The sequence below is a fragment of the Streptomyces sp. NPDC087420 genome, assembly GCF_044744165.1.
In the GTDB taxonomy this organism is placed as follows: Bacteria; Actinomycetota; Actinomycetes; order Streptomycetales; family Streptomycetaceae; genus Streptomyces.
This window is the reverse complement of sequence record NZ_JBIUXU010000003.1, coordinates 357390-370020: the sequence shown is the minus strand read 5'-3', so window position 1 is coordinate 370020 and position 12631 is coordinate 357390. Positions and strand designations below refer to the sequence as shown.

The window sequence follows — 12631 nt, the reverse complement described above, 5'->3', positions numbered from 1 at the left end:
AAGGGGTCCGGGTTTCGGTTACTGGAAACCGTAGGGAAGAGTCCGCGTCAGCTACTTGACCACCGTCAGCGGCAGCAGTTTCTTGCCCGTCGGGCCGATCTGGATGTCCAGGTCCAGCTGGGGGCAGACCCCGCAGTCGAAGCACGGGGTCCAGCGGCAGTCCTCGACCTCGGTCTCGTCCAGGGCGTCCTGCCAGTCCTCCCAGAGCCAGTCCTTGTCGAGGCCGGAGTCCAGGTGGTCCCAGGGGAGGACTTCCTCGTACGTGCGCTCCCTCGTGGTGTACCAGGCCACGTCCACGCCGAATTCGGGGAGGGTCTTCCCGGCGGCGGTCATCCAGCGGTCGTAGCTGAAGTGCTCGCGCCAGCCGTCGAAGCGGCCACCCGCCTCGTAGACCGCGCGGATCACCGTGCCGACGCGGCGGTCGCCCCGGGAGAGGAGGCCTTCGACGATGCCGGGCTTGCCGTCGTGGTAGCGGAAGCCGATCGAGCGGCCGTACTTCTTGTCGCCCTGGATCTTGTCCTTGAGCTTCTTGAGGCGGGCGTCGGTCTCCTCGGCGCTGAGCTGCGGCGCCCACTGGAACGGGGTGTGCGGCTTGGGTACGAATCCGCCGATCGACACCGTGCAGCGGATGTCGCCCTGGCCGGAGACGCGGCGGCCCTCGGCGATGACCTTGACCGCCATGTCGCCGATCTGGAGGACGTCCTCGTCCGTCTCGGTGGGCAGCCCGCACATGAAGTAGAGCTTCACCTGGCGCCAGCCGTTGCCGTACGCGGTGGAGACCGTACGGATCAGGTCCTCCTCCGAGACCATCTTGTTGATGACCTTGCGCAGGCGCTCCGAGCCGCCCTCGGGCGCGAAGGTGAGGCCCGAGCGACGGCCGTTCCTGGTCAGCTCGTTGGCCAGGTCGACGTTGAACGCGTCGACGCGGGTGGAGGGCAGGGACAGGCCGATCTTGTCCGCCTCGTACCGGTCCGCGAGGCCCTTGGCGATGTCGCCGATCTCGCTGTGGTCGGCGGAGGAGAGTGAGAGCAGGCCGACCTCCTCGAAGCCGGTCGCCTTGAGGCCCTTCTCGACCATCTCGCCGATGCCGGTGATGCTGCGCTCGCGCACCGGGCGCGTGATCATGCCGGCCTGGCAGAAGCGGCAGCCGCGCGTGCAGCCGCGGAAGATCTCGACGGACATCCGCTCGTGGACGGTCTCGGCGAGCGGCACCAGGGGCTGCTTCGGGTAGGGCCACTCGTCGAGGTCCATGACGGTGTGCTTGGACACCCGCCACGGGACACCGGAGCGGTTCGGTACGACACGGCCGATGCGCCCGTCCGGGAGGTACTCGACGTCGTAGAAGCCGGGGACGTACACCCCGCCGGTCTTCGCGAGCCGCAGGAGGAGTTCCTCGCGCCCGCCGGGGCGGTCCTCCGCCTTCCAGGCGCGGACGATCTCGGTGATCTCCAGCACGGCCTGCTCGCCGTCGCCGATGACCGCGCAGTCGATGAACTCCGCGATGGGCTCGGGGTTGAAGGCCGCGTGGCCGCCCGCGACGACGATCGGGTGGTCGACCGTACGGTTCCTGGCCTCCAGCGGGATGCCCGCGAGGTCCAGGGCGGTGAGCATGTTGGTGTAACCCAGCTCGGTGGAGAAGCTCAGCCCGAACACGTCGAAGGCGGAGACGGGCCGGTGCGAGTCCACCGTGAACTGCGGGACCCCGTGCTCCCGCATCAGCTCCTCGAGGTCCGGCCACACGCTGTACGTACGCTCCGCCAGCACGCCCTCGCGCTCGTTGAGCACCTCGTACAGGATCATGACGCCCTGGTTGGGCAGTCCGACCTCGTACGCGTCCGGGTACATCAGCGCCCAGTGGACATCACACGAATCCCACGGCTTGACCGTGGAGTTGAGCTCGCCACCGACGTATTGGATCGGCTTCTGCACATGCGGGAGCAGGGCTTCGAGCTGCGGGAAGACCGATTCGGCACGCATCAGGAAAAGTTCTTTCGTGGGCCGGCTGGATTGACCCACCAGACTACCCCGGTGCTCAGCCGGCCAGCGCCGCCCGCCATTTCCGGTCGGAGGACTCCGCCCACACCTCGGGCAGCTCGCGCTCCCTGTCCTCGGCGTGCGCCTCCTCCTGGCCGTACAGGAGTCCCCAGGTGAACGCCGTCTCGCCCGCCGCGTGGGCCTTGACCGCGAGGGCGCGCAGGGCCTCGCGGGCCACCACGCTGTCCTGGTGGTCACCGAGCACCGTCTGCACCGCCTTCATCCGGTTGGCGAACCGCTTGGCGGGCCTGCCCAGCGCGGGCTTCGCCGCCTCGCCCGCGTACCGCGCGCGCTTCGCCGCCTTCCTGGCCTCGTGCAGCGCCACGTCCCGCTCCTCGCCGGGGCGCAGGGCCAGCGCGTGCTCGATGCGCCCGGCCAGCCGGGCGTAGTCCTTGAGGATCGCCTTCGGCAGCGCCCTGTCGGGCGGGCCGTCCGCGCCCTTGCGCAGCGGCGGGTCGGCGAGCAGCGCGTCCACCGACTTCAGCAGGGCGAGGTAGCGCTCGCCGTCGAGGACGGCGACGGTCGCGCCGCGCGAGTCGGTGCTTCCCGCCGCGTTCCAGATCTGCACCCGGGCGCGTACGGGGCCGAGGACCAGCGTCCCGGGCAGCGCGTCGACCCGGGCGGTGATGCGCTCGGCGAGAACCTCGTGGTCGCGGTCCACCCCCAGCTCCCCCGCCAGCCATTTCAGCTCGTCCGCGATCGGGTCGGTGACGGACCGGTCGAGGATCCTGCGGTACGTACGGAACGCGGAGCGCATCCGCCGGGTGGCGACCCGCATCTGGTGCACGGCGTCCGGCAGGTCACGGCGGACGGCCGGGTCCTGGGCGGTGATCGCCTCGGCCTGCGCCCTGATGTACGCGAGGACGTGGTCCCCGGCGGTGACCGGCTCGACCCGCTCGGGGGAGCCGTCCACGGCACCCTCCGGGGCGGTCTCCGCCAGGGCCCTGCTGAGCTTGGAGGGGGCGGCGGCGGGCCGCAGCCCGGCCTTGCGGAGCTTCTTCTCGACCGCGTCGAGGATCGCGGGGTCGGCGCCGTCGGCGACCTCCACCTCGACCTCGGCCCAGGCCGCGACCCGGCCGGGCATACCGGTCAGACGCTCGGCGCGGACGGTGTCGACGCTGACCTCGGCGAGCAGTTCGCCGTCCGCGCCGGACAGGTGGGTGACCTCGCGGGAGGTGCGCAGCTGGACGACGGGGATCAGGGCGGAGCCCCGGAGCCGGGAGCGGAGCAGCGCGGCCAGCTCGTCGGGGACGGTGTCCGCGAGCGGGGCCCGGATCTCGTCGCGGATGCCCGTGGACACCGGGAATTTGAGGTGCCAGCCCGCGTCGGCGCCGCCGGTCCTTCGGCGCAGGGTGAGTTTGTTCCCCGCGAGGCGCAGGTCCGCCGTGTCGTAGTAGACCGCGTCGAGCTCCACGACGCCCCGGTCGAAGAGGGACGAGACTCCTGGGACCCGGGTCAGGTCCGGCAGGGCGGGCCGGGCGTCGTCACCGGCACGCACAGGGAGTTCGTACTTGCGTTCGATCTCTCGCTTGGTGTCCGCCATATAGGGAACCTATCCGGCAAAAACGCCCTCAACCGCCGGACGGGCCGGAAAAGCCCGTCCGGCGCCACTTACACACTCACTCACGCGCTCATCGGTCTCTGTACCCGGATCGACTGGAGCAGCCCCACCGCGATCCAGACCGCGAACATCGACGTTCCTCCGTAGGACACGAAGGGCAGCGGGAGCCCCGCCACCGGCATGATCCCGAGGGTCATCCCGACGTTCTCGAACGACTGGAACGCGAACCACGCGATGATCCCGGCCGCCACGACCGTCCCGTACAGCTCGGTCGTCTCGCGGGCGATCCGGCACGCGCGCCACAGCACCACACCCAGCAGCAGCAGGATCAGCCCCGCCCCCACGAAGCCCAGCTCCTCGCCGGCGACCGTGAAGACGAAGTCCGTCTGCTGCTCGGGCACGAACTGCCCGGTGGTCTGCGAGCCCTTGAAGAGCCCCGTCCCGGTCAGGCCGCCCGAGCCGATGGCGATGCGCGCCTGATTGGTGTTGTAGCCGACGCCCGCCGGGTCCAGCTCCGGGTTGGCGAAGGCCGCGAAGCGGTTGATCTGGTACTCGTCGAGCACCCCGAGCGCGGCGATCGCGACCGCGCCGATCACCCCCGCCCCGACCAGGCCGAAGATCCAGCGGTTGGACGCGCCGGAGGCGAGCAGGACGCCGAGCACGATGACGGCCATGACCATGACCGACCCGAGGTCCGGCATCAGCATGACGATCGCCATGGGGAGGACGGCGAGGCCCAGCGCCTTGGCGACCGTCCGGTGGTCGGGATGCAGCTGGTCCCCCGCGTCGACCCGGGCCGCCAGCATCATCGCCATGCCCAGGATGATCGTGATCTTCACGAACTCCGACGGCTGGAGCGAGAAGCCGCCGCCGATGACGATCCACGCGTGGGCGCCGTTGATGGTCGCGCCGAGCGGGGTGAGGACCAGTATCACCAGCAGGACCGACAGGCCGTAGAGCACCGGGACCGCGCCCCGCAGGGTGCGGTGGCCCAGCCAGATCGTGGCGATCATGAGGGCGAACCCTATGCCGGTGTTCAGCAGGTGCCGGAAGAGGAAGTAGTACGGGTCGCCGTGGTTGAGCGCCGTACGGTTCCTGGTCGCCGACCAGACCAGCAGGGAGCCCAGCAGGGACAGGGCGATCGCCGAGAACATCAGCGGCCAGTCCAGCCGCCGCGCCATCGAGTCACGGGCCGCGAGCCGCGCCCACGTACTCCGTTCCGGACCGTAGCCGGAGACCGAGAAGCCACTTGTACCGGCCATCGCTCAGTCCCTCCGGACGTGCGGGGCGGCGCCGCCGGCGACCACCTGGGTGTCGGCCGGAGGCTTCTCCGGCATGTACGGCCTGACCTTCGGGGCGTCGATCGCGCCGTCGGGCCCGATCTTCGGCAGGGCGGTGGCGGGCTGGGGCATCAGCGCCTTCTTCAGGTTCTGCTTGCCCTTCAGGTCCAGCCCGTACATCGCCTCGTAGATCTTGCGGACGGCGGGACCGGAGGCGCCGGATCCCGTACCACCCTGGGAGATCGTCATCACGATCGTGTAGTCCTTGGTGTACGAGGCGAACCACGAGGTCGTCTGCTTGCCGTAGACCTCGGCGGTACCGGTCTTGGCGTGCATCGGGATCTGTTTCTGCGGCCAGCCGCCGAACCGCCAGGCGGCCGAACCGCGCGTCGCCACGCCCGCCAGCGCCTCGTCGATCTCGTCGCGCGTCTTCCGGTCGAACGGCAGCCTGCCGTGCGCCTTGGGGGCGATCTCCTCGACCCGCTTGCCGTCGGCGCTGATGATCGCCTTGCCGACGGTGGGGTTGAAGAGCGTGCCTCCGTTGGAGATGGCCGAGTAGATGGTCGCCATCTGGATCGGGGTGACGAGCGTGTCGCCCTGGCCGATCGAGTAGTTCACCGAGTCACCCGCGCGCATCCGGTCACCTTCGAGGCAGCCTTCGTACGCGATCTGCTCCACGTACGTGCCGCCCTTCTTGCCCTGCTCGCACCAGGAGGCCTTGTTGGCCTTCCAGAAGTTCTTCTTCCACTGCCGGTCGGGCACCCGCCCGGTGACCTCGTTGGGGAGGTCGATGCCGGTCTCCTTGCCCAGGCCGAACTGGTGGGCGGTCTTGTAGAACCAGTCGCCGGGGTTCTTCTTCGGCTTCATCCCCCCGTCCTTCTGCCACTCCTTGTGCGCGATCCCGTAGTAGACGGTGTCGCAGGAGACCTCCAGGGCCTTGCCGATGGTGATGCTGCCGTAGCCCTGGGACTCGAAGTTCTTGAAGACCTGCCCGCCGACGGAGTACGAACTGGGGCAGGGGTAGCTGCCGTTGAAGTCGTACCCGGCGTTGACGGCGGCCGTCGAGGAGATGACCTTGAAGATGGACCCGGGGGCGGCCTGGCCCTGGATCGCCCGGTTCAGCAGCGGGAAGTTCGACTTCTTGCCGGTCAGCTTGGCGTAGTCCTTCGCCGAGATGCCCCCGACCCACGCGTTCGGGTCGTACGTCGGCTGCGAGGCCATCGCCACCACCCGGCCGGTCTTCGCCTCCATCACCACCACGGCACCGGAGTCCGCCTTGTAGTTCACGCCGGTGTTGCGGTCGATCTCCTTGCGGGCGGTCTTCATCGCGTTGTGGAGTTCGTACTCGGCGACGGCCTGCACACGCGCGTCCACGGAGGTGACCACGTTGGCGCCGGGCCGCGCCGCGTCGCTCATGGCCCGGCCGATGACCCGGCCCAGGTTGTCGACCTCGTAGCGGGTCACGCCCGCCTTGCCGCGCAGCTCCCGGTCGTACGTGCGCTCCAGTCCCGAGCGGCCCACCTGGTCCGAGCGCAGGTACGGCGAGAGGGTGTCCTGCGCCTTGGTGATCTCCTCGTCGGTGACGGGTGAGAGGTAGCCGAGCACCTGCGAGGTGTTGGCGAGTCCCGGCGCGGCGTAGCGGCGGACGGCCGTGGGCTCGGCGGTGATGCCGGGGAAGTCCTCCGTGCGCTCGCGGATCTGGAGGGCCTGCTGGGTGGTGGCCTCGTCGGTCACCGGGATCGGCTGGTAGGGCGAACCGTTCCAACACGGCTGCGGCGTCTTCGCGTCGCACAGCCTGACCTTGTCGGTCACGTCCTTGGGCTTGACCCCGAGAACGTCCGCGAGCCGGGCCAGGACCGCCTTGCCGTCGTCCCGCATCTTCATCAGTTCGGTACGGCTGGCCGAGACGACCAGCCGGGTCTCGTTGTCCGCGAGCGGCACCCCGCGCGTGTCCAGGATCGAACCGCGCACGGCCGGCTCGACGACCTGCTGGACGTGGTTGTTCTTCGCCTCGTCCGTGTACTCCTGGCCGTTGCGCACCTGGAGGTACCAGAGCCGGCCGCCGAGCGTGAGCAGCAGGGAGAACACGAGGACCTGAATGACGATCAGCCGGATCTTGACCCGGGGGGTCCGGCCCGTCTCCGGGATGTTGCTCACAGGCGCTTCACCCCCTTGATACGGCCCGCGCGGGCGGCGCGGTTGCGGGCGGCCTTGACCCGCAGCCCGCCGCGCTGGCTCCCGATCTTGAGTCCCGTACCGGTGGTGAGCCAGCCGGCCGCGACGTCACCGCCGCCGCCCCCGGCGCTCTGTGCCTCGGAGAGCGGATCGTTGTCGGCGCGTCTGGCCAGCCACATGATGAGCGGCACGGTGAACGGCGCGAGCAGCAGGTCGTAGACGGCCGCGGTGAACAGCAGGCTGACGAGGCCCACATGGCGGGCCGCGTTGTCACCGACGAGGGCGCCGACGCCCGCGTACAGCAGCGTCGAGCCGACGGCCGCGCCGACGACCACGGCCATCGGGCCGAGCGCCGACCTGATCTGGCCGTTCTCGGGACGGGCCAGGCCCGCCAGGTAGCCGATGACGCAGAGCACCAGCGCGTAGCGTCCCGCGGCGTGGTCGGCGGGCGGGGCCAGGTCCGCGAGCAGCCCCGCGAAGAACCCGATGAGGGCGCCGCCGACATGCCCGTACACGAACGCCAGGGCGAGCACGACGAGGAGCATCAGGTCGGGGACGGCGCCGGGAAGCTGGAGCCGGGCGAGGACGGTCACCTGGATGACCAGGGCTACCACGACCAGCGTGGCCGAGAGCAGCATCCGGTTGAAGCGCATGGGGATCAGCTCTACCTCTGCTCGTCGACAATCTGCCCCGCGTCGGCGCCTGCGGTCGGCGACGGGGTGACCGTGACGGTGACGGTGGGGGTGGGGGTGGGCTTCGGCTTGGCCGGCAGGACGGTGTCCCGCGGGTCCTCCCTGGGCGCCTGGACGACAACGCCGACGATGTCGAGCTTGGTGAAGCCGACGAACGGGCGTACGTACACGGTCCGGGTGAGGTCCCCGCCGGACGGGTCCACGCGCACGACCGTGCCGACCGGGACGCCGGGCACGAAGGGCTTGTCCTTGCTGGAACCGAAGGTCACCAGCCGGTCGCCGGTCCTGACCTTGGCCTTGCCGTTGAGCAGCTGGACGGCGAGCGGGCGGTCGCCCTGCCCGGTGGCGAAGCCCAGTTCGTCGGACTTCTCCATCCGGGTGCCGACGGTGAAGTCCGGGTCGTTGGCGAGCAGTACGGTCGCGGTGCCGGGGCCCACGGTGGTGACGCGGCCGACCAGTCCGTCCCCGTTGAGTACGGTCATGTCGCGGCGGATGCCGTCGTTGGCTCCGGCGTCGATGGTCACGGTCCAGGAGAAGCCCTGGGCCGCTCCTATGGCGATGACCTCGGCGCCCTTGATGCCGTACTGGCCGGTGCCCGCCTTCTTGAGCATGTTGTCCAGCTCGCGCACCCGGCTGCGGTTGCGGTCGTCACTGCCGAGCTTCTGCTTGAGCGCGGTGTTCTCCTGCTGGAGCGCGGCGATGCGGTCATGGCGCTCGCCGGAGTCCCGTACGGCTCCGATGGCGTTGCCGACCGGGTCGACCGCGGAGGCGACACCGTTCTCGACGGGGCCGAAGACGGAGGCGGCTGCCTGCCGCGCGCCGTCGACCGGGGATTCCTCACCCCCGCGGATGTCCACCGTGATCAGTGCGAACGCGATGGCGATCAGCAGCACCAGGAGCAGCCGGCTCTCCTTTGTGTCCCTCACGTGCGGCGGCCGTGCCTTCCTCGTAGGAATGGTTGTGCCTGTGTGTCAACGATCAGCTGGGTCGGTGATCCGCTTGGTCAACGAGCCGCCGTACGGGGAGAAGCGGGCTCCCGCCGCGGGAACCCCCGGACCCGCGAGGGGGCCGGGGGGACGCGCGCGTGCGGCGCGGTGTGATCAGCGGCGCGGCTGGGCGTCCAGGACCTGCTGGAGCGCCTCGAACTCCTCGACGCACTTGCCGGATCCGAGCGCGACGGAGTCCAGCGGGTTCTCGGCGATGTGGATGGGCATGCCGGTCTCCCGGCGCAGCCGCTCGTCGAGGCCGCGCAGCAGGGCGCCGCCACCGGTGAGCACGATCCCGCGGTCCATCACATCGCCCGACAGCTCGGGCGGGCACTTGTCGAGCGTCGTCTTCACGGCGTCGACGATCGCGTTGACCGGTTCCTCGATGGCCTTGCGCACCTCGGCCGCGGAGATGACCACGGTCTTCGGAAGCCCGGAGACGAGGTCCCGGCCGCGGATCTCGGTGTGCTCGTCCTTGTCGAGGTCGTACGCGGAACCGATGGTGATCTTGATGCTCTCGGCGGTCCGCTCACCGAGAAGGAGGGAGTACTCCTTCTTGATGTGCTGGATGATCGCGTTGTCCAGCTCGTCCCCGGCGACCCGGATGGACTGCGCTGTGACGATCCCGCCGAGCGAGATGACGGCGACCTCTGTGGTGCCACCGCCGATGTCGACGACCATGTTGCCCGTGGCCTCATGGACAGGGAGTCCGGCGCCGATGGCCGCGGCCATCGGCTCCTCGATGATGTGCACCTGGCGTGCGCCCGCCTGGGTGGATGCCTCGATGACCGCACGGCGCTCGACGCCCGTGATGCCCGAGGGCACACAGACGACCACTCGCGGGCGGGCCAGATAGCGGCGCTTGTGGATCTTCAGGATGAAGTACCGCAGCATGCGCTCGGTGATCTCGAAGTCGGCGATGACACCGTCCTTCAGTGGCCGGACGGCAACGATGTTGCCCGGCGTCCGGCCGATCATCTTCTTCGCTTCGGCGCCGACCGCGAGAATGCCGCCCGTGTTGGTGTTGATGGCGACGACGGACGGCTCGTTGAGGACGATCCCCCGGCCTCTGACGTACACCAGCGTGTTGGCGGTCCCGAGGTCGACAGCCATGTCACGGCCGATGAACGACATGTTGTTCCCCATGAGGATGCGTCTGGCCTTCCCGAACGAAGCCTTTGACGGCTTTTCAGGAGGGCGAGGTGGGTGCTGTGGCTTGGGCTCATCGTAGTGCCGCCCGCACGCTGACGGCGCGGTGGCCCACCTCAGTAAAGGTGACGATGTTTCGCACCATTGCGTTCCCGGAATCGGCTCGCATATGCCGCAGGGCGACCGAATTCCTTCGGTCGCCCCAGGGCTTCACGGCCGTTTGGCTGACACGCGGTCAGGAAAGTCCGGGGAAGAAAAGCTTCAGTTCCCGAATGGCGGACTCTTCGGAGTCCGAAGCGTGGATGAGATTCTCCCGGACAATCGTGCCGAAGTCCCCCCGGATGGACCCCGGCGCTGCGGCGATCGGGTCAGTCGGGCCCGCGAGGGCGCGGACGCCTTCGATGACCCGCTCGCCCTCGACCACCAGTGCGACAACCGGGCCCGAGGCCATGAACTCGACCAGCGGCTCGTAGAAGGGCCGGCCCTTGTGCTCGCCGTAGTGCTGCTCCAGCGTCTCGTGGTCGAGCGTGCGCAGCTCCAGCGCGGCGATGGTCCAGCCGGCCTTGCGCTCGATACGGCCGATGATCTCGCCGACAAGGCTTCTCTCGACAGCATCCGGCTTGAGCAGGACGAGAGTGCGCTGGGTCATGTGTGCGGCTCCTTGCGGGCATATATACGAGCGGTGCTGCGAGGTTACCGCCCGCCGCCGGGCCCGCGGCACCCGGACCTCGGCTCACCGACCAGTCCTCGGCGGACGGCGTCGGGCGGAACACCCCCGCAGCGGCGGGGAAGAGGTCCGGGTGCCACACAGAGTGAAACAGACGCCACTGACAGCGGCCCTAACGCGCTTCCGCGCCCGATTCCGCCTGGGCGGCCCACCGTGCCTTCGTCTCGTCGATGACCCGGCCGTAATGGACCGACGCCCACCACAGCGCGGTGAAAACCGGGCCGAGGACGAACATCACCGGGACCACCACTCCGCCGGCGATCAGCGCCACGTGGAACGCCCAGCCGAGCGCCACGCCACCGGGGCGGGTGATCAGGCCGCAGAGCAGAACGGACAGGAGCATCGCGACCCCGCAGACCGTCCAGACCGCTCCCGTCGACAGATCGCCCGACTTCATCGCGACCAGTCCGGCAAATCCGATGACGAAGAATTCAGCGATCAGAGTGGACGCACACAGCGTACGCATCGAATTCAGCGCCTTCCCAGAAGCAGCCGGGCCTCGCCCACCGTGATGACCGAACCCGTCACCAGAACACCGGCCCCGGCGAACTCCGCGTCGTCCTCGGCGAGCGTGATCGCCGCCTCCAGCGCGTCGTCCAGCCGCGCCTCGACCACCACCCGCTCGTCGCCGAACACCTCGACGGCGACCGCGGCCAGCTCGTCCACGTCCATCGCGCGGTGGCTGGAGTTCTGCGTGACCACCAGCTCCGTACAGATCGGCTCCAGCGCTTCGAGCACCCCGCGCACGTCCTTGCCCTCGCTCGACCCGACCACCCCGATCAGCCGGCTGAACCCGAAGGACTCGGTGATGCCGTCGGCCGCCGCCCGCGCGCCCGCCGGGTTGTGCGCCGCGTCCAGCACCACCGTGGGCGAACGCCGCATCACCTCCAGCCGACCCGGGGAGGAGACCGACGCGAACGCCTTGCGGACCGTGTCCATGTCCAGCGGGCGCGCGTGCTCGGCGCCGACCCCGAAGAACGCCTCCACTGCCGTCAGCGCCACCGCCGCGTTGTGCGCCTGGTGGGCGCCGTACAGCGGGAGGAACACCTGCTCGTACTCGCCCCCGAGGCCGCGCAGCGTCAGCAGCTGACCGCCGACCGCGATCTCCCGGGCGACGATCCCGAACTCCAGGCCCTCGCGGGCCACGGTCGCGTCGACCTCGGCGGCCTTCTTGAGCATCACCTGCGCCGCGTCCACCGGCTGCTGCGCGAGGACGACCGTCGCGCCCGCCTTGATGATCCCGGACTTCTCCACGGCGATCTCGCCGGGCGTCGACCCGAGCCGGTCCGTGTGGTCCAGGTCGACGGGGGTGACGACGGCCACCGACGCGTCGATGACGTTGGTCGCGTCCCAGCTGCCGCCCATGCCGACCTCGATGACCGCCACGTCCACCGGCGCGTCCGCGAACGCGGCGTACGCCATGCCCGTCAGCACCTCGAAGAACGACAGCCGGTGCTCCTGCGCCGCGTCGACCAGCTCGACGAACGCCTTGATGTCGTCGTACGTCTCCACGAAACGCTCGGCGGGGATCGGCGCGCCGTCCAGGCTGATCCGCTCGGTGACGGACTGGACGTGCGGGCTCGTGTACCGCCCCGTCCGCAGCTCGAACGCGCCGAGCAGCGCCTCGATCATGCGCGCGGTGGACGTCTTGCCGTTGGTGCCGGTGATGTGGATCGTCGGGTACGCGCGCTGGGGGTCGCCCAGCACGTCCATCAGGGCCTCGATCCGCGCGAGCGAGGGGTCTAGCTTCGTCTCCCCCCACCGCCCGGCGAGCTCCTGCTCGACGGCGCGCAGGGCCTTGTCCACCTCGGGGTCCTCGGGACGGGACGGCACCTCGTCACCCCGCTGCGGCCCGGCCTGGGCGCGCAGGGTGCGGCTGCCGGCCGCGATCACGGCGAGGTCGGGGTCTCGGTCTGTCTCGGCGCCGACGATCTCGTCAAACTCGTCGTACTCGCCGGGCTGGTCGGAAGGACGGTGCTCACTCACACGCCCAGTCTACGGAGCGCGCCGTCCCCGTCCGCCGGACG

At 69.8% G+C, this 12631-nt stretch carries 10 protein-coding genes; all 10 read right to left on the bottom strand.

The window, feature by feature from the left end:
• Window positions 1-51: 51 nt before the first annotated feature.
• The 10 genes from ACIO1C_RS07765 to ACIO1C_RS07720 all read right to left on the bottom strand — a co-directional run bounded on the left by ACIO1C_RS07765 (window position 52) and on the right by ACIO1C_RS07720 (window position 12590).
• The gene (locus ACIO1C_RS07765) at window positions 52-1977 is read right to left on the bottom strand and encodes a TIGR03960 family B12-binding radical SAM protein (RefSeq protein WP_401859661.1); all 1926 of its coding nucleotides are present in this window, start codon (window positions 1975-1977) and stop codon (window positions 52-54) included.
• Between the two features lie 55 nt (window positions 1978-2032).
• Window positions 2033-3577, bottom strand: a complete 1545-nt coding sequence (locus tag ACIO1C_RS07760; protein ID WP_401859659.1) for a CHAD domain-containing protein — start codon at window positions 3575-3577, stop codon at window positions 2033-2035.
• 80 nt (window positions 3578-3657) lie between these two features.
• Entirely contained in the window at window positions 3658-4857 is a 1200-nt protein-coding gene (rodA, locus tag ACIO1C_RS07755; protein WP_401859657.1) for a rod shape-determining protein RodA, read from the bottom strand.
• A 3-nt stretch (window positions 4858-4860) separates the two neighbouring features.
• A complete protein-coding gene (gene mrdA / locus ACIO1C_RS07750; protein ID WP_401859655.1) occupies window positions 4861-7032 on the bottom strand; it encodes a penicillin-binding protein 2 in 2172 nt (723 codons plus the stop codon).
• The gene (mreD, locus tag ACIO1C_RS07745) at window positions 7029-7703 is read right to left on the bottom strand and encodes a rod shape-determining protein MreD (RefSeq protein ID WP_401859653.1); all 675 of its coding nucleotides are present in this window, start codon (window positions 7701-7703) and stop codon (window positions 7029-7031) included. Before mreD ends, mrdA begins: the two co-directional genes overlap by 4 nt.
• Window positions 7704-7714: 11 nt before the next feature.
• Window positions 7715-8668: a rod shape-determining protein MreC gene (gene mreC, locus ACIO1C_RS07740; protein WP_401859651.1), complete on the bottom strand. Its 954-nt coding sequence runs from the start codon at window positions 8666-8668 to the stop codon at window positions 7715-7717.
• 174 nt (window positions 8669-8842) lie between these two features.
• Window positions 8843-9862, bottom strand: coding sequence for a rod shape-determining protein (locus tag ACIO1C_RS07735; protein WP_401859977.1), 1020 nt, complete (start codon window positions 9860-9862; stop codon window positions 8843-8845).
• Between the two features lie 250 nt (window positions 9863-10112).
• Window positions 10113-10526, bottom strand: coding sequence for a nucleoside-diphosphate kinase (gene ndk, locus ACIO1C_RS07730; protein ID WP_401859649.1), 414 nt, complete (start codon window positions 10524-10526; stop codon window positions 10113-10115).
• Window positions 10527-10716: 190 nt separating this feature from the next.
• Window positions 10717-11070, bottom strand: coding sequence for a DUF4233 domain-containing protein (locus ACIO1C_RS07725; protein ID WP_401859647.1), 354 nt, complete (start codon window positions 11068-11070; stop codon window positions 10717-10719).
• Between the two features lie 5 nt (window positions 11071-11075).
• The gene (locus ACIO1C_RS07720) at window positions 11076-12590 is read right to left on the bottom strand and encodes a bifunctional folylpolyglutamate synthase/dihydrofolate synthase (protein WP_401859645.1); all 1515 of its coding nucleotides are present in this window, start codon (window positions 12588-12590) and stop codon (window positions 11076-11078) included.
• Window positions 12591-12631 lie beyond the last annotated feature (41 nt).

Excerpts from the sequence above, each read along its gene's own strand:
- ACIO1C_RS07765 (WP_401859661.1), bottom strand. The coding sequence starts at position 1,977 with ATGCGTGCCGAATCGGTCTTCCCGCAGCTCGAAGCCCTGCTCCCGCAT.
- ACIO1C_RS07760 (WP_401859659.1), bottom strand. The coding sequence starts at position 3,577 with ATGGCGGACACCAAGCGAGAGATCGAACGCAAGTACGAACTCCCTGTG.
- rodA (WP_401859657.1), bottom strand. The coding sequence starts at position 4,857 with ATGGCCGGTACAAGTGGCTTCTCGGTCTCCGGCTACGGTCCGGAACGG.
- mreD (WP_401859653.1), bottom strand. The coding sequence starts at position 7,703 with ATGCGCTTCAACCGGATGCTGCTCTCGGCCACGCTGGTCGTGGTAGCC.
- ACIO1C_RS07735 (WP_401859977.1), bottom strand. The coding sequence starts at position 9,862 with ATGTCGTTCATCGGCCGTGACATGGCTGTCGACCTCGGGACCGCCAAC.
- ndk (WP_401859649.1), bottom strand. The coding sequence starts at position 10,526 with ATGACCCAGCGCACTCTCGTCCTGCTCAAGCCGGATGCTGTCGAGAGA.
- ACIO1C_RS07725 (WP_401859647.1), bottom strand. The coding sequence starts at position 11,070 with ATGCGTACGCTGTGTGCGTCCACTCTGATCGCTGAATTCTTCGTCATC.